General features: G+C 67.0%; 23 protein-coding genes and 1 pseudogene. 15 read left to right on the top strand and 9 right to left on the bottom strand.

Annotated features, from left to right (window positions below):
- Positions 1-43 precede the first annotated feature (43 nt).
- Entirely contained in the window at positions 44-1,045 is a 1,002-nt protein-coding gene (locus tag CHB77_RS06250; protein WP_089387599.1) for a polyprenyl synthetase family protein, read from the bottom strand.
- A gap of 75 nt (positions 1,046-1,120) precedes the next feature.
- Between CHB77_RS06250 and CHB77_RS06245 the strand changes: the two genes are divergently transcribed.
- The 3 genes from CHB77_RS06245 to CHB77_RS06235 are packed head-to-tail and all read left to right on the top strand — an operon-like array spanning position 1,121 to position 2,306.
- Positions 1,121-1,330, top strand: coding sequence for a putative signal transducing protein (locus CHB77_RS06245; RefSeq protein ID WP_089387326.1), 210 nt, complete (start codon positions 1,121-1,123; stop codon positions 1,328-1,330).
- Entirely contained in the window at positions 1,323-2,081 is a 759-nt protein-coding gene (locus CHB77_RS06240; RefSeq protein WP_089387600.1) for a tRNA1(Val) (adenine(37)-N6)-methyltransferase, read from the top strand. Before CHB77_RS06245 ends, CHB77_RS06240 begins: the two co-directional genes overlap by 8 nt.
- 60 nt (positions 2,082-2,141) lie before the next feature.
- Positions 2,142-2,306, top strand: coding sequence for a YdcH family protein (locus CHB77_RS06235; RefSeq protein WP_089387325.1), 165 nt, complete (start codon positions 2,142-2,144; stop codon positions 2,304-2,306).
- 72 nt (positions 2,307-2,378) lie between these two features.
- On the opposite strand, the gene phbB is transcribed toward CHB77_RS06235, so the two are convergent.
- From phbB to CHB77_RS06220, 3 genes are all read right to left on the bottom strand, one after another.
- Entirely contained in the window at positions 2,379-3,104 is a 726-nt protein-coding gene (gene phbB, locus CHB77_RS06230) for a beta-ketoacyl-ACP reductase (protein WP_089387324.1), read from the bottom strand.
- An 85-nt stretch (positions 3,105-3,189) separates the two neighbouring features.
- Positions 3,190-4,362, bottom strand: a complete 1,173-nt coding sequence (locus CHB77_RS06225; protein ID WP_089387323.1) for an acetyl-CoA C-acetyltransferase — start codon at positions 4,360-4,362, stop codon at positions 3,190-3,192.
- A gap of 101 nt (positions 4,363-4,463) precedes the next feature.
- Entirely contained in the window at positions 4,464-5,234 is a 771-nt protein-coding gene (locus CHB77_RS06220) for an EAL domain-containing protein (RefSeq protein WP_089387598.1), read from the bottom strand.
- Between the two features lie 146 nt (positions 5,235-5,380).
- On the opposite strand from CHB77_RS06220, the gene CHB77_RS06215 reads away from it, so the two are divergent.
- On the top strand, positions 5,381-5,962 hold the full coding sequence (locus CHB77_RS06215) for a DNA-3-methyladenine glycosylase I (RefSeq protein ID WP_089387322.1): 582 nt from the start codon (positions 5,381-5,383) through the stop codon (positions 5,960-5,962).
- Here CHB77_RS06215 and CHB77_RS06210 read toward each other — a convergent pair.
- Complete coding sequence (locus CHB77_RS06210) at positions 5,937-6,485, bottom strand: TlpA disulfide reductase family protein (protein WP_089387321.1); 549 nt, start codon at positions 6,483-6,485, stop codon at positions 5,937-5,939. The genes CHB77_RS06215 and CHB77_RS06210 overlap by 26 nt on opposite strands.
- 23 nt (positions 6,486-6,508) lie before the next feature.
- On the opposite strand from CHB77_RS06210, the gene argH reads away from it, so the two are divergent.
- The 4 genes from argH (at position 6,509) to CHB77_RS06195 (ending at position 11,855) form a co-directional block, all read left to right on the top strand.
- On the top strand, positions 6,509-7,912 hold the full coding sequence (gene argH, locus CHB77_RS06205; protein WP_089387320.1) for an argininosuccinate lyase: 1,404 nt from the start codon (positions 6,509-6,511) through the stop codon (positions 7,910-7,912).
- A complete protein-coding gene (locus tag CHB77_RS18275) occupies positions 7,909-8,058 on the top strand; it encodes a hypothetical protein (RefSeq protein ID WP_165456210.1) in 150 nt (49 codons plus the stop codon). Before argH ends, CHB77_RS18275 begins: the two co-directional genes overlap by 4 nt.
- A complete protein-coding gene (gene lysA, locus CHB77_RS06200) occupies positions 8,059-9,324 on the top strand; it encodes a diaminopimelate decarboxylase (protein ID WP_089387319.1) in 1,266 nt (421 codons plus the stop codon).
- A 65-nt stretch (positions 9,325-9,389) separates the two neighbouring features.
- Positions 9,390-11,855 (top strand): DUF4175 domain-containing protein, encoded by a 2,466-nt coding sequence (locus tag CHB77_RS06195; protein WP_242626547.1) that lies wholly within the window; start codon positions 9,390-9,392, stop codon positions 11,853-11,855.
- Here the strand turns inward: CHB77_RS06195 and CHB77_RS06190 are convergent, their stop codons facing one another.
- Positions 11,856-12,575: a zinc-ribbon domain-containing protein gene (locus CHB77_RS06190; protein WP_165456209.1), complete on the bottom strand. Its 720-nt coding sequence runs from the start codon at positions 12,573-12,575 to the stop codon at positions 11,856-11,858. It lies immediately after the preceding gene.
- 89 nt (positions 12,576-12,664) lie between these two features.
- Here CHB77_RS06190 and CHB77_RS06185 point away from each other — a divergent pair, with 89 nt between their 5' ends.
- Genes CHB77_RS06185 through CHB77_RS06175 form a run of 3 tightly spaced genes read left to right on the top strand, consistent with a single transcriptional unit; the run spans position 12,665 to position 15,047 of the window.
- Positions 12,665-13,339, top strand: a complete 675-nt coding sequence (locus CHB77_RS06185; RefSeq protein ID WP_089387317.1) for a cell division ATP-binding protein FtsE — start codon at positions 12,665-12,667, stop codon at positions 13,337-13,339.
- Between the two features lie 50 nt (positions 13,340-13,389).
- Positions 13,390-14,262 carry a cell division protein FtsX gene (locus CHB77_RS06180; RefSeq protein WP_176430319.1) on the top strand — a complete coding sequence of 291 codons (873 nt, stop codon included), beginning with the start codon at positions 13,390-13,392 and terminating at the stop codon, positions 14,260-14,262.
- A complete protein-coding gene (locus CHB77_RS06175) occupies positions 14,259-15,047 on the top strand; it encodes a lysophospholipid acyltransferase family protein (RefSeq protein ID WP_242626546.1) in 789 nt (262 codons plus the stop codon). Before CHB77_RS06180 ends, CHB77_RS06175 begins: the two co-directional genes overlap by 4 nt.
- Positions 15,048-15,053: 6 nt before the next feature.
- Here the strand turns inward: CHB77_RS06175 and CHB77_RS06170 are convergent, their stop codons facing one another.
- Positions 15,054-16,016: an acetyl-CoA carboxylase carboxyltransferase subunit alpha gene (locus tag CHB77_RS06170; RefSeq protein ID WP_089387315.1), complete on the bottom strand. Its 963-nt coding sequence runs from the start codon at positions 16,014-16,016 to the stop codon at positions 15,054-15,056.
- Positions 16,017-16,089: 73 nt separating this feature from the next.
- Positions 16,090-17,289, bottom strand: a complete 1,200-nt coding sequence (locus CHB77_RS06165; RefSeq protein ID WP_089387595.1) for a MalY/PatB family protein — start codon at positions 17,287-17,289, stop codon at positions 16,090-16,092.
- Between the two features lie 76 nt (positions 17,290-17,365).
- Between CHB77_RS06165 and def (CHB77_RS06160) the strand changes: the two genes are divergently transcribed.
- From def (CHB77_RS06160) to fmt, 4 genes and pseudogenes are all read left to right on the top strand, one after another.
- Positions 17,366-17,890, top strand: a complete 525-nt coding sequence (gene def, locus CHB77_RS06160) for a peptide deformylase (RefSeq protein ID WP_089387314.1) — start codon at positions 17,366-17,368, stop codon at positions 17,888-17,890.
- Positions 17,883-18,404 (top strand): annotated as a pseudogene (locus tag CHB77_RS18605) (peptide deformylase). The gene def (CHB77_RS06160) and the pseudogene CHB77_RS18605 overlap by 8 nt, the downstream one beginning before the upstream one ends.
- A complete protein-coding gene (def, locus tag CHB77_RS06145; protein WP_089387311.1) occupies positions 18,401-18,901 on the top strand; it encodes a peptide deformylase in 501 nt (166 codons plus the stop codon). Before CHB77_RS18605 ends, def (CHB77_RS06145) begins: the two are co-directional and overlap by 4 nt.
- A gap of 68 nt (positions 18,902-18,969) precedes the next feature.
- The gene (gene fmt, locus CHB77_RS06140) at positions 18,970-19,863 is read left to right on the top strand and encodes a methionyl-tRNA formyltransferase (protein ID WP_089387310.1); all 894 of its coding nucleotides are present in this window, start codon (positions 18,970-18,972) and stop codon (positions 19,861-19,863) included.
- Positions 19,864-19,899: 36 nt separating this feature from the next.
- On the opposite strand, the gene secA is transcribed toward fmt, so the two are convergent.
- Entirely contained in the window at positions 19,900-22,617 is a 2,718-nt protein-coding gene (gene secA / locus CHB77_RS06135) for a preprotein translocase subunit SecA (RefSeq protein ID WP_089387594.1), read from the bottom strand.
- Positions 22,618-22,802 lie beyond the last annotated feature (185 nt).

The raw sequence follows: 22,802 nt of genomic DNA, 5'->3' as shown, positions 1-22,802 counted from the left end.
CGCGATCGAATCCGGCACGCCGAACCCTGCGCGTGCGACGGAATCAGGCGACGCGGCTGACGACGAAATCCGCCATGTCCGCCAGCATGTCGCGGATCGAATGGGGGGGCAGCTTGGTCAGCGCGGCCTTGGCCTTGGCCGACCAGCCCAGGGCGTCGGCGCGCGCGGCCTCCATCGCGCCATGGCGGGCCAGCAGGCCAAGCGCCCGTTCCAGATCGCCGTCCTGCTGATCGCCCGCCTCGATGACCCGCGACCAGAAGGCGCGTTCGGGCGCATCGGCGCGGGCCACCGCCTTGATGACGGGCAGGGTCAGCTTGCGTTCGCGGAAATCGTCACCCACGTTCTTGCCGATGGTTTCCGTGGCGCCGCCGTAATCCAGAAGGTCGTCGACGATCTGGAAACTGATTCCCAGGGCATCGCCGTAATCGAACAGCGCCTGAACCTGGTCGGGGCCGGCGCCCGCGATGACGCCGCCCACCTCGGTCGCGGCGGAAAACAGAGCGGCGGTCTTGCCGCGCACGACCTTCAGATAAATGGCCTCGTCCGTGCGCAGATCCTGGGCGGCGGTCAGTTGCAGCACCTCGCCCTCGGCGATGGTGGCGGCGGCGTTCGACAGGATCTCCAGCGTGCGCAGGTTGCCGGGTTCCACCATCAACTGAAAGCTGCGGGCGAACAGATAATCGCCCACCAGGACGCTGGACTTGTTGTCCCACAACAGGTTCGCGGTCGGCCGCCCGCGCCGCTGGCGGCTTTCATCGACCACATCGTCGTGCAGCAGCGTCGCGGTGTGGATGAATTCGACCGTCGCGGCCAGATGCACGTGGAACGGGCCGTCATAGCCCATGATCCGCGCGGCGGCCAGGGTCAGCATCGGCCGCAGGCGCTTGCCCCCGGCCTCGATCAGATGGGCCGTCACCTCGGGGATGCGAGGGGCGTGTTCGCTGGACATCCGCTGGCGGATCAGGGTGTTGACGGCGTCCATCTCGGCGCTCAGCGCCTCGGACAGCCGGTCCAGCGGTTTCTGCATGTTTTCCTGCACACCCATGACCATATCCCCGTGCCGCGCCCGTCCCTTGCCACGCCCTCGACAATTGCGCAACCGCCGCCTAGCGTTCCGTCCATGAAAGAACTGTTCCGCAGCAATGATCCCGTCCGCATGTCCCGTGCCCTGGGCCTGCTGGAAGACGAAGGCATCCCCGCCTTTCAGATGGACCAGCACATGAGCGTGCTGGAAGGGTCGCTGGGCATTCTGCCGCAGCGGCTGATGGTCGCGGACCGCCATGAATTCATGGCCCGCGCCGTCCTGCGCGATGCCGGGCTGGATGACTGAGCTTTCGGACGACGGTTTTCTGGGCGGGCGGTTGCGGATCGCGCAGCCCCGGCGCGGCTTTCGGTCGGGGGCCGATGCGGTGATGCTGGCGGCGGCCTGTCCGGCGACAGGGGGGCAATCGGTGCTGGAACTGGGCTGCGGGGCCGGGGTGGCCAGCCTGTGCCTGGGCTGGCGGGTGCCGGGGCTGCGGCTGGCCGGGCTGGAACGGCAGGCGGATTACGCGGAGTTGGCGCGTCGGAATGCGGCGGCCAACGGGATGGACATGCGGGTGCTTGTCGGGGATCTGGTCCGCCCCCCCGCGGAACTGCGCGCCCTCACCGTGGATCACGTCATTGCCAATCCACCCTACTTCCTGGACGGTACGCCGCCGCCCGATAACGGACGGTCCCTTGCGCGGCGCGAGGATACGCCGCTGGCCCTGTGGATCGACGCGGGGCTGCGGCGTTTGCAACCGGGCGGTGTCCTGACGCTGATCCAGCGGGCCGACCGGCTGGACGGGATGCTGACCGCGCTGTCGGGGCGGGCAGGGTCCGTGGCGGTTCTGCCCATCGCAGCGCGTGCGGGACGCGAGGCGGGCCGCGTGATCCTGCGGGCGCAAAAGGGCGCGCGGGGACCGCTGCGGCTGCTGGCGCCGTTCGTGATGCACAGCGCCCCTGCCCATGCGGGCGACCAAGAGGATCTGACAGACGCGGCATCCGCCGTGCTGCGCGATGGTGCGCCGCTCGCGCGGTTGTTTGCAAAAGGTTCGTGACAGACGCCAAGGCCTGTGCTGCAATCGTCCTGTTCGACTCAACCTATACAGGAGGACGCGATGTCGGTTGCTTCCCACGTCGAGGAACTGCGCAAGAAACATCAGGTGCTTTCAGACGCCGTTGAAAAGGAGCAAAGAAGCCCCGGATCCAGCGATCTACAGATCAAGGCCATGAAGCGCGAGAAACTTCGAATCAAGGAAGAGATTTCCCGGCTGTCCCACTGACACGTTGAACCGTGACGGAATCGAAACGGCCCGCGCGATCTGCGCGGGCCGTGTTCTTTTGTCGCAGCAAGGTCAGACGAAGAATTGCCCGCCGTTCGCGCTGATGGTCGATCCGGTGATGAAGCCCGCCTCGTCGGAGGCCAGGAACACCACGGTGCGCGCGATCTCCTCTGGCTCGCCCAGGCGGCCCACCGGGATCTGCGGGATGATCTTGTCGTTCAGCACCTTTTCGTCGATGGCCTTGACCATCTCGGTCGCGATATAGCCGGGGCAGATGGCGTTCACGGTGATGCCCGCGCGCGCGCCTTCCTGGGCCAGGGCCTTGGTGAATCCCAGATCCCCCGCCTTGGCCGCAGAATAGTTCGCCTGGCCCGCCTGGCCCTTTTGCCCGTTGATCGAACTGATGTTGATGATCCGCCCGAACTTGCGGTCGCGCATCCCCGACCAGACTGGATGGGTCATGTTGAAAACGCCGGTCAGGTTGGTGTCGATCACCTCTTTCCACTGCTGGGGGGTCATCTTGTGGAACATCGCGTCGCGCGTGATGCCGGCGTTGTTGACCAGAACGGCGATGGGACCGACCTCCTCCTCGATCTGCCGGATGCCTGTCGCGCAGGCGTCGTAATCGGCGACCGACCATTTGTAGGTCTTGATCCCGGTTTCCTCGGTAAAGGCCTTCGCGGCGTCGTCGTTGCCGGCATAGGTGGCCGCGACGGTATAGCCAGCGTCCTGAAGCGCCTTGGAAATTGCCGCGCCGATGCCGCGCGAACCCCCGGTGACAAGTGCAACCTTGGACATTGATCCCTCCCCTTTACAATGGCCGTTCCGAAATATTGCTACAGGCCCCGTGGGCCGCGCGCAACTTCATTGCGCGCCGTCTGCATTAGCGTTCGACGCACAGGGCGACGCCCATGCCGCCGCCGATGCACAGGGTAGCCAAGCCCTTTTTGGCGTCGCGGCGCTTCATCTCGAACAGCAGGGTGTTCAGCACCCGGCAGCCCGAAGCGCCGATGGGGTGGCCGATGGCGATGGCGCCGCCGTTCACGTTCACGATGTCCGGATCCCAGCCCATGTCCTTGTTGACGGCGCAGGCCTGGGCGGCAAAGGCCTCGTTCGCTTCGACCAGATCCAGGTCGTTCACGGACCAGCCCGCCTTTTCCAGGGCCTTGCGGCTGGCCGGGATCGGGCCGGTGCCCATGATGGCCGGATCCAGCCCCGCCGTCGCATAGGACGCGATGCGGGCCAGCGGCGTCAGGCCGCGGCGGCTCGCCTCGTCCTCGGTCATCACCATCACCGCGGCCGCGCCGTCGTTCAGGCCCGACGCATTGCCCGCCGTGACCGAGCCGTCCTTGGAAAACGCGGGCCGCAGCTTCTGCATGGCGTCGATGGTCGCGCCGTGGCGGATGTATTCGTCCTTGTCCACCACCGTGTCGCCCTTGCGGGTCTTGACCGTATAGGCCACGATTTCATCGTCAAAGCGGCCCGCCTTTTGCGCGGCCTCGGCCTTGTTCTGGGACGCGAGGGCGAATTCATCCTGCTGGTCGCGGCCGATCTGCCATTTCTGGGCGACGTTTTCGGCCGTGGTGCCCATGTGATAGTTGTTGAAGGCGTCCCACAATCCGTCGCGGATCATCGTGTCGACGAACTGCATGTCGCCCATCTTCTGGCCCGACCGCAGATAGGCGGCGTGGGTGGACATCGACATGCTTTCCTGGCCGCCCGCCAACACCACCTTGGCATCGCCCGCCACCACCTGCTGGGCCGCCAGCGCCACGGCACGCAAACCCGACCCGCAAACCTGGTTGATTAGCCAGGCCGAGGCTTCCGGCGGAAGGCCCGCCTTGATATGCGCCTGGCGTCCGGGGTTCTGGCCCTGGGCGGCGGTCAGCACCTGGCCCAGGATGGTTTCGTCGACCTCGGCCGGGTCGATCCCGGCGCGGGCCACGACCTCGGCCAGGACGGCGGCACCCAGGTCATGCGCCGGAACATTGGCAAACGACCCCATGAAACTGCCGACCGGGGTGCGGGCGGCGGAGACGATAACGGCTTTGGTCATGGCAAGATCCTTCCCTGAGACCAGTTGACTGGCGAATCGGGGACAGGATGCGGGTTCGTGCCGTCACGTCAAGCCGATCGCCCGAACCTACGGCGCGGGGGCTAGCGCAGCGCGACCGAGGGCGGCGATTTCCAGGGCGGCGCGATGGTCGGCGCCCCGAAGTAATAGCCTTGCAGGCAGTCGATGCCGCTGTCGATCAGGAAGCTGGCGTCGTCCGCCGTTTCGACCATTTCGGCAACCGTGAACATGTCGAAATGCTGTGCAATGGACATCAGCGCCTGGGTCAGCACCTGATTGTCGGGATGGGTCGAGATTTCGCGGATGAACTGGCCGTCGATCTTTATCATGTCGAAGCAGAAGTCGCGCAGATACCGGAACGAGGTATAGCCCGCCCCGAAATCGTCCAGGGCCAGGCTGATTCCGTATCGCTGCACCTCGCGCATGAAGGTCTTGACCTCATCGGGCAGGCCCATGGCCGAACTTTCGGTGATTTCCAGGATCAGCCGTTCGGCGCCCTGCGGATCGGCGGAAATGCCGCCGCGCAGGATGTCCATCCATTGGGGATAGCCGATGGACCGCGCCGACATGTTGATGGACAGCCGCAGCGACGGATCCTCGGACAGGGCCTTGAGACCCAGCGACAGCGACAGGCAGTCGATCTGCCGGCCCAGTTCGGTCGTTTCGGCGAACGGCATGAAATCGCGCAACGGCACCATGCGGCCCGAATCGTCGATGATGCGGATCAGCCCTTCGTAAAACGCCGGACGGCTGGTCCGCTGGGCCTGCACGACCGGCTGGAACGCCAGCACGCCGTTGCCTTTTTCAACCGCCAGCCTGACCGACGGCAGGGTCAGCCGGCTTTGCTGGTCCATCGCATATTCCAGAGGAGAGCCCTTGGCGGGCGGGTTCGCGTTGGTCACGTCTGCCCCTTATCGCGCAATCATTCCGTGTTCCGTTATGGCGATAATCGCCTAAATTGCGGTAAACGGGCAGGGGTTTCTGGATAAAGGGTTAACGAATGGTGACTGACCGCTGTTCCTGGTGCGGAACCGACCCGCTTTATGTCGAATATCACGACACCGAATGGGGCGTGCCCGAACGTGATCCGCGCGCGCTGTGGGAAAAGCTGGTGCTGGACGGCTTTCAGGCGGGCCTGTCCTGGATCACCATCCTGCGCAAACGGGACGCGTTCCGTCGGGAATTCGACGGTTTCGATCCCGCACGGGTGGCGGCGTGGGACGACATGCGCATCGACCGCGCCTTGCGAAACCCCGGCATCGTCCGCCATCGCGGCAAGATCGAATCAGCCGTGCGCGGCGCCCGCGCGTTTCTGGACATCGAAGGACAGGAGGGATTCGCGCCTTTCCTGTGGTCTTTCGTGAACGGCAGCCCGATTCAGAACCGCTTTGCCTCCATGGCCGAGGTTCCGACCGCGACTGCCGAATCGACCGCCATGTCCAGGTCGTTGAAGACGCGGGGCTTCGGGTTCTGCGGGCCGGTCATCGTTTATGCCTTCATGCAGGCGACGGGCATGGTGAACGACCATATCGTCACCTGCCCGCGCCATGCCGCCCTCACTCCGCCATCATCTGCCGGATGACCGCCTTGGCGGGTTCGCTGGACCAGTCGGCCTCGCCCAGCAGGCGGGCAACCTCGTTTCCGTCGCGGTCGATCAGCACCGTCACGGGCAGACCGACCACGCCCATGGCGCGGGCAAGCTGCTGGCGCGGATCCAGAAGGACCGGCAGGTTCTTCAGCCCGGTTTCTTCATAGAACTTGTCGATCTTTTCCGGCGTGTTGCGGCCGGTGGCCACCGCCACCACCTCGAAATCCTCGCCGCCCATCTCGGCCTGGAGGGCGTCGAGATAGGGCATTTCCTTGCGGCAGGGCGCGCACCAGGTGGCCCAGAAATTCAGCAGGACGACCTTGCCCCTGTAATCGGCAAGGCGGCGGGTTCCGCCATTGGGATCGGTGAATTCCACATCGGACACGGGCGCGGGGCTTTCGGACGGGACCAGCTTGACCAGCCCGGCCTCCCTGGCGGCCTGCCAGTCCACCGGCCCGGCCAAGGCGGCGTTTGCACCGAAAAGAAGGGCCGTATAAAGCAGGGCGGAACGCAGCATGAAGACCTCCGAAGGACGCGCGAATGACCGACCGGCCGCATCAGGATTCCGCCAACAGCATGTGGGGCGGGCGTTTTGCCGCCGGGCCGGACGCGATCATGGAGGCGATCAACGCCTCGATCGGATTCGACCGGCGGCTCTACGCCCAGGACATCCGGGGCAGCCGTGCCCATGCGGCGATGCTGGCCGCGACAGGCATCATCAGCGATAGCGATGCCATGGCGATCAGGGAAGGGCTGCTCACCGTCTTGTCAGAAATTGAGGGGGGGGATTTTCCGTTCCGCACCGATCTGGAAGACATCCACATGAACGTCGAGGCGCGGCTGAAAGAACTTGTCGGGGAACCGGCGGGCCGCCTGCACACGGGCCGGTCGCGCAACGATCAGGTGGCGACGGATTTCCGGCTGTGGGTGCGCGATCAGTACGACGCGGCCATCGACGGACTGACGGCGCTGATCCGTGCCGCCCTGAGCCAGGCCGAGGCGGGGGCGGACTGGGTGATGCCCGGATTCACGCATCTGCAAACCGCGCAGCCCGTGACCTGGGGCCATCATATGATGGCCTATGTGGAAATGTTCGGCCGCGACCGGTCGCGGTTCCAGGACGCCCGGCGGCGGATGAACGAATCGCCGTTGGGGGCGGCGGCGCTGGCCGGGACGGGCTATCCCATCGACCGCCACGCGACCGCGCAGGCGCTGGGTTTCGACGCGCCGATGGCCAACAGCCTGGATGCCGTCAGCGACCGGGATTTCGCGCTGGAATTCCTGTCGGCGTCGTCGATCTGCGCGGTCCACCTGTCCCGGCTGGCCGAAGAACTGGTGATCTGGTCGTCCGCGCAGTTCCGTTTCGTGTCCATGTCGGACAAATGGTCCACGGGATCGTCGATCATGCCGCAAAAGCGCAATCCTGACGCCGCCGAACTGATCCGCGCCAAGATCGGCCGGATCCTGGGGGCGACGGTCGCGCTGTTCACGGTGATGAAGGGCCTGCCGCTGGCCTATTCCAAGGACATGCAGGAGGACAAGGAGCAGGTTTTCGATGCCGCCGACAGCTTGATGCTGGCCCTGGCCGCAATGTCCGGAATGCTGTTCGACCTGACCGCCAACCGCGACCGGATGGAGGCCGCGGCATCCAGCGGCTTTTCCACGGCGACGGATCTGGCCGACTGGCTGGTGCGCGAACTGGGCCTGCCGTTCCGCGACGCCCACCACGTCACCGGATCGCTGGTGGCCCTGGCCGAACGGAAAGGCTGCGACCTGCCGGACCTGACGCTGGCCGACCTGCGGTCCGTCCATGCGGGCATCGACGACAGGGTGTTCGGCGTGCTGGGCGTTCACAATTCGGTGGCCTCACGACAAAGCTATGGCGGCACGGCGCCGGATCAGGTGCGCGCGCAGATCACCCGCTGGAAGGAGAGACTGGCATGAAATGGATCGCAATTCTGGCGGTGGCGGCCGTGGCGGCCTGTGGCGTCGACGGCCCGCCCGAACGTCCCGCCCCGCCCCGGACCGCGCCGGAATCCAACATCTCGATTTCCGGTCACGCCACGATGGGCGTGATAACGGAGCTGTAGGTGGATCATTTCAACTATCGCGACGGGGAACTCTGCGCCGAGGACGTGCCCCTGTCGTGGATCGCCGCGGCGGTGGGAACGCCCGTCTATGTCTATTCGGCGGCGACCCTGACCCGCCATTTTGGGCTGTTCCGGCAGGCCCTGGACTGGACCGATCATCTAGTCTGCTTTGCGGTGAAGGCCAACAGCAACCTTGCGGTGCTGAAGCTGCTGGGCGATCTGGGGGCGGGGATGGATGTCGTGTCGGGCGGTGAATACGCGCGCGCGCGGGCGGCGGGTGTCCCCGGCGACCGGATCGTGTTTTCGGGCGTCGGCAAGACCGTGGCCGAGATGCGGCAGGCCATCGAGGGCGGCATCCGCCAGGTCAACCTGGAATCCGAACCCGAGATGCGGGCCCTGTCCGCCGTGGCCGCAAGCATGGGCGCCACGGTGCCGGTGGCGGTCCGGGTGAACCCGGACGTGGATGCCAAGACCCACGACAAGATCGCCACGGGCAAGTCCGAAAACAAGTTCGGCATCCCGATCGCCCGCGCGCGTCAGGTCTATGCCGAGGCCGCGTCCCTGCCGGGTTTGCAGGTCGTGGGCATCGACGTGCATATCGGCAGCCAGCTGACCGATCTGGACCCGTTCCGCGCCGCCTATGGCAAGGTGGCCGACCTGACCCGCGCCCTGCGCGCCGACGGTCATGCGATCACGCGGCTGGATCTGGGCGGCGGCTTGGGGATTCCCTATCGCCGCGACAACAACGCCCCGCCCCTGCCCCTTGAATACGGCCAGGTGATCCGCGACACCGTGGGCGATCTGGGCTGCGAGATCGAGATCGAGCCGGGCCGCAACATCGTCGGCAATGCCGGCGTGCTGCTGTCCGAGGTGATCTATGTCAAGGAGGGCGAGGGGCGCGAGTTCCTGATCGTGGACGCGGCCATGAACGATCTGGCGCGCCCGGCCATGTACGGGGCGCATCACGACATCGTGCCGGTGGTCGAACCGGCTGTCGGCGCGCCGGTCCGGTCCTTCGATGTGGTGGGTCCGGTCTGCGAATCGGGCGACACGTTCCAGAAAGGCGCGGATCTGCCCGACCTGGCGGCAGGCGACCTGATCGCGTTCCGGTCGGCGGGGGCCTATGGCGCGGTGATGGCCTCGGAATACAATTCGCGCCCGCTGGTCCCCGAGGTTCTGGTCAGCGGCGATCACTTCGCTGTCATCCGGGCACGGCCGACGTTTGAGGAAATGCTGGCGCGCGATAGCATTCCCCCATGGCTTTGACGCAGCACCCTGATGTGACGTCGCAGCCGGGGGCTGTCGGCCCCCGGACCCCCGAGGATATTTTCATGAAGAAGAAGGGGCGGGTTGCCCGCGCCCTGCACCTGACCCGCTGGGGGATGGTGTGGGAACAGGCGGCGCGCGCCTTTTGGCCGCTGGCGACGGTCCTGGCCATGGCCTTTGCCGCCTTGGCCCTGGGTGTCGTGGCGGCGGTGCCGGATCCGGTGCTGCCCTGGATCGCCGGCGGGGTGGTCCTGCTGTTGGTCGGGACGGCGATCTGGGCCGGGATGCGTTTCCGCCGGACCCGCATGACGGATGCGGTGGACCGTCTGGACCGGACCCTGCCGGGGCGCCCGCTGGCGGCGCTGTCCGACCGCGCGGCCATCGGAGGGGAAGGTGCCCTGTGGCAGGCGCATCTGGCGCAGATGCAGGCGCGCGCGGCCCTGGCGCGGGCCGTTCGCCCCGATGCCGGGCTGACGCGGCGCGATCCGCTGGCCCTGCGGCTGGCGGGGCTGGTGGCCTTGGCCATGGCGCTGATCTTTGGCGGCGCGGGCCAGATGGGGCAGGGGATCGAGGCCCTGGCCGCGACCGTGTCCCGGCCTGTCGCGGGCGATGCCGCGCCGACCGGGCCAAGCTGGGAGGGCTGGGCCGAGCCGCCCGCCTATACCCGCCGCCCCACGATTTATCTGAATGCCTTGGCCGACGGGCAGGGGCTGGAACTGCCAAAAGGGACCGAGGTGACGTTCCGCCTGTACGGGCAGGGCGCGTCGGTCACGCAGGATATCGGCCCCGGCCTTGCCGACGATCCGCAGGCGCCCGGTTTCCGGGCCGAACAATCCGGCGCGATCGAGGTTGCCGGGCGGCGTTTCGATGTGACAGTCCTGCCCGACAACGCCCCGGCGATCCGCGCCGGTGCCGCCCCGGTGCGCCGCGCCGACGGCAGGATGGTTCAGGATTTCGAGGCCAGCGACGATCACGGCGTCGCCTCGGGCCAGGCGGTCATTGCCTTGGACCTGACCGCCGTGGATCGCCGTTTCGGCCTTGCCGTCGACCCCGAACCGCGTCCGGCGGTGGAACTGCCCCTGCCCCTGCCGCGCGGCGACCGGCAGCAGGTCAAGGGCCAGTTGACCGAGGATCTGTCGCGCCACCCTTGGGCGAACCTGCCGGTCAGCGTGTCCCTGCGCGCGGTGGACGGGATCGACCAGGTGGGTCAGGCGGAACCGATGGCCATCGTCCTGCCGGGGCGGCGGTTCTTCAACCCCCTGGCGGCCGCGCTGATCGAGATGCGGCGCGACCTGCTGTGGTCGCGCGGCAATGCCGGGCGCAGCGCCGAGATCCTGCGCGCCGTCACCTGGCAGCCCGAAGGCTTTGTCGAACAGCCCTTGTATCTGCAACTGCGCGGCGCCGTGACCCTGTTGGAGGGCGAGGCCCTGACCGACAAGGCCCGCGACGATCTGGCCGAGGCGCTGTGGCAGGCGGCCATCCAGTTGGAGGATGGCGGCCTGTCGGACGCCCTTGAGCGGATGCGCGAGGCCCAGCGGAAACTGTCCGAGGCCATCCGCAACGGGGCCAGTCCCGACGAAATCCAGCGGCTGATGGACGAACTGAAGGCCGTGACGGACGCCTATACCGACATGCTGGCCCAGCAGCAGGCGCAGCAGGATCCGGCTGAGCGGTTCACCGAACAGCAACAGGGCCAGCAGATCACAGGCGACCAGATCCAGCAGATGATGGACGAAATCCAGCGGCTGATGAACGAGGGCCGCATGGCCGAGGCCCAGGAACTGCTGGAACAGTTCAACCGCATGATGGAAAACCTCCAGGTCCGGCAGGGCCAGGGCGGCGAGGGGCGGGAGGGCAGCAGCGGCAATCAGCCGATGAACCGTCTGGCCGAAACGCTGCGCGAACAGCAGCGTCTGTCGGACGAGGCATTCGGCGACATGCAGGACCAGTTCGGCCAGGGCGAGATGGGTCAGCCGTCGCCGAATTCCGAAGGAATGGCCGACCGCCAGCGCCAGTTGCGCAACGACCTGGGTCAGCAGCAGGGGCTTTTGCCGGGCCAGGGATCGCCCGGCGGGGATCAAGCCCGCCGTCGGCTGGACGAGGCGGGCCGCGCCATGGAGGACGCCGAGCGCGCCTTGCGCGAGGGCGACACCGGCGGGGCCTTGCAGCGCCAAGCCGATGCCATCGAATCGATGCGCGAAGGGATGCGCGCGCTGGGCGACATGCTGAACCAGCAGGCCCAACAGGGCCAGCAAGGCCAGCAACAGGGACAGCAGGGCCAGCAGCCCGGCGGCGGCGATCGCGCCGGTGCCGAGGGAGACAGCTATGACCAGCGTCCGGCGCTGGATCCCCTGGGACGTCAGCGCGATGGCAACGGCAATGTCATCGCCGGGGGCGATCCGCTGGCCGAAGGCGCCGACCCGTCCCGTCGTGCCCGCGACCTGCTGGATGAAATCCGCCGCCGAAGCGGTCAGGCCGAACGGCCTCGGGACGAACGCGATTACCTGGGACGCCTGCTGGACCGTTTCTGATCAGCGGATCAGGATCGCGGCGCGGTCCTGCAACCAGAACCGCGCGTCGTCGGCTTGGGCGCGAAGATCCATGACCCTGTCGCCGAACGTTCCCCGATCGGTCAGAGACGGGGACAGGACATACAGTCCGATCAGAACCGCCGCCAGCAGCACGGCCAGCCCGAAGCCCGCAGCATAGCCCCGATCGGCAGACGGAGCCGCCGGCATGGGCGGCGGGGCGGCAGCCGGGGCCGGTTCGACGGGCGCGGCAGTTTCGGGGCGCGCGGTCACGGCGGATGGACTCTGCCCTGTGATGTTGGCGGCCGGGGCCGGGCGGGGCGCTGACGGCGCTGGCGCCACCGATTCGACCGGATCGGAATGGATGTGCCGGGTGATCGTCGTGGCGGGCCATTCGGGATCCGCGACCAGCCGCGGACCGGACGAAGCGGTGCCCGGCAGGCCGGTCGGTCCGTCGGCGGCGCGGGCGCGCCGTTCGTGTTCAACCTCGTCGCGCAGGATGTCCAGAACGGTATCGGGCAGGCGGCGGTTCAACCGGGGCAGGTCGGTGGGGGCTGCCGCGACCGACGGATCGGCCGCATCCGGTCGGGCAGGGGTCGCGGTGGCATACCAAACATTGCCGCAGGCGCTGCACTCGACCTCTCGTCCCTCGGCGGGGATGGCGGTGTCGGGAATGCGGTATTCCGCGGCGCAACCCGGACAGATCAACCGTATTTCCGCCATGCCGACCCCTCGCATTCGCCTTGTGGCTGTTCTATCAAGCGCGGGGCCGGCTTCCAAGCCGGAGAAGACGGATCACGGAGGGTTGGCGCTTGATCGAGATGCGGGATGTCGGCTTCGGCTATCATGGGGGGCCGGAACTGTTGTCGAACATGACGCTGACCTTGCAGCCGGGGATGTTCCATTTCCTGACCGGGCCGTCGGGATCGGGCAAGACGACGCTGCTGCGTTTATGCTATGCCGATCTGCTGCCGACCCAAGGGCAGATGTCGGCCTTTGGCAACGATGTGCGGCAGTTGTCGCGCGACGGCATCGCCGACCTGCGCCGCAGCATCGGTGTTGTGCATCAGGACACCCAGTTCCTGGACCACCTGCCGGTGGCCGAAAACGTGGCGCTGCCCTTGTCGGTCGCCGGACAGGCCGTTGACATGACGGCGCTGCGCGACCTGCTGGGATGGGTCGGCCTGTCCCAGCACGCCCGCGCCATGCCGCCGTCGCTGTCGGGCGGCGAACGCCAGCGCGCCGCCCTGGCCCGCGCGGTGGTCCTGTCGCCCGATCTGGTGCTGGCGGACGAACCCACCGGCAATCTGGACTGGGACATGTCGATGCGGCTGATGCAGTTGCTGGTCGAACTGAACAAGTCGGGCAAGACCGTGCTGGTCGCGACCCACGACCTGAACCTGATCCGCGCCACCAAGGCGCAGGTCGCGGCCCGCGTGCTGCGGATCGCGAACGGGACATTGCAACTGGCGGGGGCTGATCTGTGAAACGGACCGATTTTCGCGCGCTAAGCCTGGGAACGCTGTGGCAGGGGTTGATGCGCGACGGCGGATCGGGCGACCGGATCGTGCCGCCCACGGGCTTTACCGCGCAACTGACGTTGTTTTCGGCGGGCGCGATGGCGTTCCTGGCGGTGTTCGCGCTGGCGCTTGCGCTGGCGACGGGACGGCTGGCGGACCGATGGGCCAGCGAACTTGCCGGGTCCGTGACCGTGCGGGTCAGCGCGCCATCGGACCAGCAGGCGGCCCGGACGCGGGCTGCGATGCAGGTGCTGTCAACGACCCCCGGCGCCGGCCAGCCCCGCCTGTTGCCGCCGGAGGAGGTTGCCGAACTGCTGGCCCCGTGGTTCGGTCCCGACATGCCGGTCGATGCGCTGCCGGTGCCCGCGCTGATCGACCTGCCGGTCGCGGGCGACGATTTCGACGCCCAGGGCCTGCGACTGCGACTGGAGGCCGAGGCGCCGGGCGCGGTGCTGGACGATCACACCGAATGGCGCCGTCCGCTGGTTTCGGCGGCGAACCGGCTGCGGGTGCTGGGCATTGTCTCGTTGTTGCTGATCGGGGCTGCGTCCGCCGCGATGATTACTCTGGCGGCCAAGGCGGCCTTGTCGGCGAACGGGCAGGTGATCCGCGTCCTGCGCCTGATCGGGGCGCGCGACATCACGATTGCCACCGCTTTCGTGCGTCGTTTCACCAAGCGCGCGGCGATTGGCGCGGCGGTGGGAACCCTGTGCGGAATGGCGGGCATCGCCATGCTGCCCGGAATGGATGCGGCGGGCGGCTTTCTGACCGGGTTGGGATTCCAGGATTGGGGCTGGCTGTTGCCGCTGCTGATTCCCGTTGTCGCGGCGGCGGTGGGCTTTCTGGCGACCCGCTGGGCCGCGCTGAAGATGCTGGGGGCAGTGCGATGACCGACAGGGCGGATTCGCCCATGCCCGGCCCGCTGACGCCGTGGCAATATGTGCAGAACGTCCTTTATTACCTGCACGTCGCCTTGGCGACGGTGGCGATCGGGCTGCTGGGCCTGCCCCTTTTGCTGCGCCATGGGCGCGACGGCGCCAACCGGGTGGCGACGCGCTGGATCGGGTACATGCTGTGGGCCGCGCGGCTGCATCTGGGCGTGCGGTGCGAGGTGCGCGGCACGCCCCCCACGGACGACTGCATCGTCGCCGCCAAACACCAGTGTTTCCTGGACATCCTGGTCATCGCCCATGCCGTCCCCCGCCGCGCCTTCATCATGAAGCGCGAGGTGATGCGCGTGCCGATCATGGGCTGGTACGCCTGGAAGACCGGCTGCATTCCCATCGACCGGGCCAAGGGCCGCGACGCCATGCGCGCCATCACGGGCGAGATCAACCGGCGCCTCGCGGGCGAAGGCTTGGGCCAGCTTATCATCTATCCCGAAGGCACGCGCACGAAACCCGGCGAACGGCGCCCCTACAAGCACGGGGTCAGCACCATCCGGGGGGGCACGGGGCTGCGGGTGGTGCCGGTCGCGGTCAACACCGGACTGTTCTGGCCGCGCAAGGGATGGGGCATCCGTCCCGGCCGCGCCGTGGTCGAATTCCTGCCGCCGGTGTCGCCCGAGGTTCCGGCCGAAGGCTTCATCCCCCGGCTGGAGGCCGAGGTCGAAACCCATTCCGACCGGCTGATGGCCGAAGCCGGGTTCAACGCTGAAACAGCCGCCGTGGCCTGAGGGATTCTAGACGACCAGGCTTTTCGATCCCATGGCCAGGAATTTCTGGCGGCGGTCCTGGATCAGATCGGCGGGCTTCCTGCCCTTCAGGTCTGCCAGCATCGCGGCGATTTCCTCGCCCACCGCCGCGATGGCGGCCGCCGGATCACGCTGCGCGCCGCCGACGGGTTCGGCGATGATGCGGTCGATCACGCCCAGTTTCTTCAGATCCTGTGCGGTCAGGCGCAGCGCCTCGGCCGCCTCGCGCATCCGGTCGGCGTCCTTCCACAGGATCGAGGCGCAGCCTTCGGGCGAAATCACCGAATAGATCGAATGTTCCAGCATGGCGATGCGGTCGGCCGTGGCGAATGCCACCGCCCCGCCCGATCCGCCCTCGCCGATGATGACGCTGACCAGGGGGACGCCGATCTCCAGGCATTTCTGGGTGCAGCGGGCGATGGCTTCGGACTGGCCGCGTTCCTCGGCGCCCTTGCCGGGATAGGCGCCGGGGGTATCGACCAGGGTGATGACCGGCAACCGGAAACGGCGCGCCAGATCCATCAGCCGGATCGCCTTGCGATAGCCTTCGGGCCGGGCCATGCCGAAGTTGTGGTGGATGCGGGTGCGGGTGTCGTTGCCCTTTTCGTGGCCGATCACCACGCAGGGCGCGTCGTTGAACCGCGCCAGCCCGCCCATCACCGCGTGGTCGTCGCCAAAGGCCCGGTCGCCCGCAAGCGGGGTGTATTCGGAAAACAGCGCGTCGATGTAATCGCGGCAATGCGGGCGGTCGGGGTGGCGGGCCACCTGCGTCTTGCGCCAGGGATCCAGCGTCTTGTACAGGTCGCGCAACAGATCGGCGGATTTGCGGTCAAGCGCCGCCGCCTCTTTTTCCACATCCACGGTGTTGTCGGATTTGCGGGCCAGGATGCGAAGTTCCTCGGCCTTGCCCTCGATGTCGGCAAGCGGTTTTTCGAAATCCAGATAGACCATGCGGGGTGCGCCTTCGGGCTGTTCGGGGTTGCGCCCTTATATGATCGCCTGGGCACGGGAATGCAACGCGGGCCTATTGCAGATCCCCGAACGCCTCCTTCAACCGCGCGACCGCCTCGGCCACGCGGGCGCGGGGCGTGGCAATGTTGAAGCGCAGGAACGTCTCGCCCCCGGTGCCGAAGGTGGCGCCGTGGTTGGCAGCGATGCGGGCGGTTCGTTCGACGCGGGCGGTGAATTCGGCGGGGGTCATTCCGGTGCCCGCGAAATCGACCCAAGACAGATAGGTGGCCTGCAAAGGCATCGACCGCAGGCCGGGAATGGCGTTGATGCCGTCGTCGAACAGCCGCCGGTTGCCATCCAGGTATTCCACAAGCGCATCGACCCAGGCCGCGCCTTCGGGAGAATAGGCCGCCGCGGCCATGTCCATCCCGAACAGGCCGGGAGAGATGCCGCGCGCCGTCAGCGCCCCGCGAAAGCGGTTCCGCAGGGCGTCGTCGGCGATGATCGCGTTGCCGATGTGCGCGCCCGCGATGTTGAAGGTCTTGGTGGCGGCGGTCAGCGTCACCAGGCGGTCCGCGATGTCGGGGCAGGCCAAGGCGGTCATCCGGTGTCGGTGTCCCGGCATGACCAGATCGCAATGGATCTCGTCCGACACCAGGATCAGGTCGTGGCGGATGCAGAAATCGGCCACCTGCCGCAGTTCGCCGGGCGTCCAGACGCGGCCGCCGGGATTGTGGGGCGAACACAGGATCAGCAGTTTTTCGCGCCCCGTCAGGCGGGCCTCCCAGGCGGGCCAGTCCAGGCGGTACAGCCCGTCATCCTGGGCCAGGGGCAGTTCCACCAGGCTGCGCCCCGACGCCCGGATCACGCGGGCAAAGGCGTGATAGACCGGGGACATCACGATCACGCCGTCGCCTGCCTCGGTATAGGCGTCAAGCGCCATCGCCACCCCGTTGACCAGCCCCGCGCAGGTCAGGATCCAGCCGGCTTCGATGGACCAGCCGTGGCGGTTTTCCATCCACCAGCGGATCGCGTCCAGATAGGGCCGGTTCGCGCCGGGATAGCCGTAAAGGCCGTGGGCGGCCACCGTTTGCACCGCGCGCTGCACGGCCATGGGGGGCCGGAAATCCATGTCCGCGACCCACATCGCCAGCCCGCCGTCATCGGGCGCAACCCCGTAGGTCGCCTGCATGTCGTCCCATTTGGAACACCGGGTGCCCACGCGGTCGATGATCTCGTCAAAGTCGGGCGGGGAAGGGGAGTGGTGCGTCATGATCCTGCCTGTCGTTGTTTTCCCCTGCATACGCCGGTTGTTGCTTATGGTGAAGCCTTGCCCTAAATCGCTGGATATGAGCAGCCTGCGTTCCATCCTGATCCATCCCGATCCGCGCCTGAAAAAGGTCTGCGACCCGGTGGCACGCATCACGCCGGACATCGAAACCCTGGCGGCCGACATGCTTGCCACGATGTACGACGCGCCGGGCGTGGGCCTGGCCGCGCCGCAGGTGGGCGTTCTGGTCCGCGTCTTCGTGATGGACGCGACCCGTGATCCCGATGCCGAGCGGCGTCCGACGGTGCTGGTCAACCCCGAGGTGGTCTGGACGTCCGAAGCCCTGAACACCTATGAGGAAGGCTGTTTGTCGGTGCCCGAACACTATGCCGAGGTGACGCGCCCGAAACAGGTGCGGCTGCGCTGGCTGGGTCTGGACGGCCGGATCCACGAACAGGAATTCGACGATCTCTGGGCCACCTGCGCGCAGCACGAACTGGACCATCTGGACGGCATTCTGTTCCTGGATCACCTGTCGGCCATCAAGCGCCAGATGATTACCCGCAAGATGGTCAAGCTGAAGCGGGAAAAGGCCCGTGCCTGATCGCGGCGCGATCCCCGATGTTCTTCCCCCTGACCTTGCGGATGACCTGCGCGGCGGCGCGGTCCGGCCGATCCTGAGCCATCCCCATCCGCTGCTGTCCGTGCGCTGCGATCCCTCGGGCTATCTGCCGGGACATGATCTGCGCCAACTGGTACGCGATCTGTTGGCGACGATGTATGCGGCCGGCGGACGGGGCCTGGCCGCGCCGCAGATCGGCAATCCGGTTCGCGCCCTTGTGATGGACGCGGGATGGAAATTCGGCATGTCGACGCCCGTGGCGATGCTGGATCCCGAAATCGTGGCCCGGTCCGACGACGAGGCCGAGGAGGTCGAGACCTGCCTGTCCATCCCAGGCCAGCCTGTTTCCGTAAGCCGCGCCCGGCATGTCTAGGTGCTGTGGTACGACCTGCATGGCGTGCGGCAGATGCGGATGCTGATCGAAGCCGAGGCCCGCATCGTCCAGCACGAGATCGATCACCTGGACGGCCGCCTGATCGTGGATCCGCGGCCATGACGGTCCGGCCCTTTCTGCCGTATTCCGACCGGCGCCTGCATGTTCCGGCACAGCCCGTCGATGCCGTGACCGAAACCGTGCGGATGATCTGGGACGACATGGTGGACACGATGGACGCCATGCCGGGCGTGGGCCTGGCCGCGCCGCAGATCGGCATCCTGCTGCGCCTGGCGGTGGTGGATGCGTCCGACAGGCGCGGGCAGGCGGTCCGGATGGCCAATCCCCAGGTGCTGCATTCCAGTGCGCAGTTGCGCAGCCATGACGAGGCCAGCCCCAACCTGCCCGGCGTCTTTGCCCCGGTCAGCCGTCCCCGCGCCGTGACGGTGCGGTTCCTGAACGAGACGGGCGAGGTCGAGGACCGCGATTTCGTGGGCCTGTGGGCCACCAGCGTGCAGCATCAGATCGACCATCTGGACGGGCGGATGTATGTCGATCGCTTGTCGCCCTTGCGGCGCAAGATGCTGGTCGCGAAATCGGCCAAGCTGGCGCGGCGGTGAAGGCGCCGGGGGGCCGTCTGCCCCCCGGACCCCCCGAGGATATTTGAGTGAAGAAGAAAGGGCTGCCGATGCGCGCGATCTTCATGGGAACGCCCGAATTTTCGGTGCCTGCGCTGCGGGCCATGGCCGCGCGGCACGATGTCGTGGCCGTCTATTCGCAACCGCCGCGCGCGGCCGGGCGGGGGCAGAAGCCACGCCCCTCGGCGGTTCATGCGGCGGCCGATGAATTGGGGATCGCGGTGCGGACGCCGCTGCGGCTGCGCGATCCGGGCGATCAGGCCGATTTTGCGGCCTTGCAGGCCGATGTGGCGGTGGTCGTCGCTTATGGGCTGATCCTGCCGGAGCCGGTGCTGAATGCGCCGCGTCTTGGATGTCTGAACATCCACGCCTCGCTTCTTCCCCGCTGGCGGGGGGCGGCGCCGATCCATCGCGCAGTGATGGCTGGGGATGCCGAGACCGGCGTCGCGATCATGCAGATGGAGGCCGGGCTGGATACCGGGCCGGTCCTGGCCAAGGCGCGGACCGCGATCGGGCCTGAGGAGACGACGGCCGACCTGCATGACCGGCTGTCGGCGATGGGGGCGGATCTGATCGTTGAGGTGCTGGCGCGGATGCCCTTGCCGGCGGTGGCGCAGGCGGAGGACGGCGTGACCTATGCCGCCAAGATCGACAAGGCCGAGGCTCGGGTCGATTGGTCGCGTCCTGCTGTCGAGGTGGACCGGCTGATCCGGGGCTTGTCGCCCTTTCCCGGCGCCTGGTGCGAGATCGCGGGCGAGCGGGTCAAGCTGCTGCGCAGCCGGATGGCGGACGGCCAAGGCCAGCCGGGGCAGGTGCTCGGGGACTTTGCAATCGCCTGCGGCCAGGGCGCGGTCGAGGTTCTGGAAGCGCAACGGCCGGGGAAAAGACCGATGGCTGCGGCAGAACTGCTGCGCGGATGGGCGCTTCCCGTGCGGCTGCGATAGGGGGGCGAACCTCGCCCCCGCCCTTGGATCACCTTGTCAGATCGCGCCGTGGCAATGCTTGAACTTCTTGCCCGATCCGCAGGGGCAGGGGTCGTTGCGCGACGGGTTTCCCCAGGTGCTCATGTCGGTTTGATCGAACCCCACGACCAGCGGTTCGGGTTTGTCGGCGTCGTCGTCGGATTGCCGTTCCGCCCCGTGTTCCATGGTCAGGTGTTCCTGGGCGGCCTTTTGCTGCTGGGCCATCTGGCGCAGCATATCCTCGCGTTCGGCCTCGGTCAGGGGGCGGATCTGCGCAAGGCGCTGCGTCACGTCGAAGCGCAGCCCGTCCAGCATGGTTTCGAACAGCTGGAAGGCCTCGGTCTTGTATTCCGACAGGGGGTCGCGCTGCGCATAGCCGCGGAAACCGACGACCGACCGCAGGTGTTCCAGCGTCAGCAGGTGGTCGCGCCATTTCCCGTCGATCATCTGCAACAGCACCTGTTTTTCGATGTTGCGCATGTTTTCCGGCCCGAAGGCCTGCGCCTTGTCGGCCTGATAGGTGTCGGTCGCCTTTTCGATCCGCTCGCGGAGCGCGTCCTGATCCACGCCTTCCTCGGCCGTCCAGTCGGCGACCGGCAGGTTCATGTTCAGCCGTTCGCGGATCGCGGTCTTCAGACCGTCCGCATCCCATTGTTCGGGATAGGACTTGGGCGGCATGAACTCGTCCACCAGATCGTCGATCACCTGATGGCGCATGTCGGCGGCGATCTCGTCGACCTCGGTGCTGTCCATGATCTCGCGGCGCTGGCTGAAGATCGCCTTGCGCTGGTCGTTCATCACGTCGTCGAATTTCAGCAACTGCTTGCGGATGTCGAAGTTGCGGCCCTCGACCTTGGCCTGGGCGCGTTCCAGCGACTTGTTCACCCAAGGGTGGATGATCGCTTCGCCCTCTTTCATACCCAGGGTGGACAGAACCTTGTCCAGCCGTTCCGATCCGAAGATCCGCATCAGGTCGTCGTCCAGCGACAGGAAGAACAGCGACCGGCCCGGATCGCCCTGGCGGCCCGAACGCCCGCGCAACTGGTTGTCGATCCGGCGGCTTTCGTGGCGTTCGGTGCCCAGCACGAACAGCCCTCCGGCGGCCAGGACCTTTTCCTTGTCGGCGGCGTGTTCGGATTCGATCCGGGCGCGAAGCTGGTCGGGATTGGCCTCGGGGTCGGCCTTCAGGGCTTCCAGCACCTTCATCTCGACATTGCCGCCCAACTGGATGTCCGTGCCGCGTCCGGCCATGTTGGTGGCGATGGTCACGGCGCCGGGCTTGCCCGCATCGGCCACGATCTGCGCCTCGGCCTCGTGCTGGCGGGCGTTCAGGACGTTGTGGGGAATGTCCTGCTTTTGCAGCATCGCGGACAGCATTTCCGACTTTTCGATGCTGGTGGTGCCGACCAGGGTGGGCTGGCCCTTGGCATGGGCCTCCTTGATCGCCTCGATGACGGCGGCGTATTTTTCGGCCGCCGTCCGATAGACGCGATCGTGTTCGTCCTGGCGGGAAATGGCGCGGTTGGTCGGAACCTCGACCACGCCCAGCTTGTAGATTTCGGCGAATTCGTCGGCCTCGGTCGCGGCCGTGCCGGTCATGCCGGCAAGTTTCGCGTAAAGGCGGAAATAGTTCTGGAAGGTGACAGAGGCCAGCGTGACGTTTTCCGGCTGGATGGTCACGCCTTCCTTGGCCTCGATCGCCTGATGCAGGCCGTCCGACAGGCGGCGGCCCTTCATCATCCGGCCGGTGAATTCGTCGATCAGCATCACCTCGCCATCGCGGACCATGTAGTGCTGGTCCTTGTTGAACAGCTTCCAGGCCCGCAGCGCCTGGTTCGCGTGATGAACGATGGTGGTCGATTCCGGGTCGTACAGCGTCTGGCCTTCGGGCAGGATGCCGTCGGCTTGCAGGCGGCGTTCCAGGAATTCGTTGCCTTCTTCGGTGAAGGTGGCGTTGCGGGCCTTTTCGTCCAGCTTGTAGTGGTCGTCCGTCAGCAGCGGAACGTATTGGTTCAACGTGACGTACAGTTCGCTTCGGTCCTGGGACGGGCCGGAAATAATCAGGGGCGTGCGCGCCTCGTCGATCAGGATGCTGTCCACCTCGTCCACGATGGCAAAGTTGTGGCCGCGCTGGACCATTTCCTCGACGCTGCCCTTCATGTTGTCGCGCAGATAGTCGAAGCCCAGTTCGTTGTTGGTGGCATAGGTCACGTCGGCGGCATAGGCCGCGCGCTTTTCCGGTTCCGCCTGGAAGGGATAGACGACGCCCGTGGTCAGGCCCAACTGGCGGAACACCTTGCCCATCCAGTCGGCGTCGCGTTTCGCCAGATAGTCGTTGACGGTGACGATGTGGACGCCCTTGCCGGTCAGCGCGTTCAGATAGGCGGGAAAGGTCGCCACCAGGGTCTTGCCCTCGCCCGTCTTCATTTCGGCGATGTTGCCCTGGTGCAGGAACAGGCCGCCCATCAGCTGCACGTCGAAGGCGCGCAGGCCCAGGGCGCGGCGCGCCCCTTCGCGGCAGTTGGCGAAGGCCTCGGGCAGGATGTCGTCCAGGCTTTCGCCCCCGGCGACGCGGCTCTGGAATTCGCGGGTCTTGTCGATCAGGCCCCCGTCGTTCAGGGCGCGGAACTGGTCCTCCAGCTCGTTGATGCGGGCGATCAGCCCACGCGTGCCCTTGACCTTGCGGTCGTTGGGGCTGCCAAAGACCTTTTTCGCCAGTTGTCCGATGCCGAGCATGTAAACCTTCGCAATCACGTTGTTGGGAAAGGCTATTCCGGCCGGGCCACTTGCCCCGACCTGCCGCATTGCCGTATCAGGGGCCTGAACGAAAGCGGCGGCAGCGCCTTCCACAAAGTTGGACCGGGATCTATGCCTCGCCTGCCTGACTGTCAACGCTGGCCCGGATAGGCGGGCCGAACACG

The sequence above is a fragment of the Paracoccus sediminis genome, from assembly GCF_900188295.1.
GTDB classification, from domain to species: Bacteria; Pseudomonadota; Alphaproteobacteria; order Rhodobacterales; family Rhodobacteraceae; genus Paracoccus; species Paracoccus sediminis.
The sequence above is the reverse complement of the archived record's forward strand: the minus strand, read 5'-3'. Positions and strand labels throughout refer to the sequence as shown.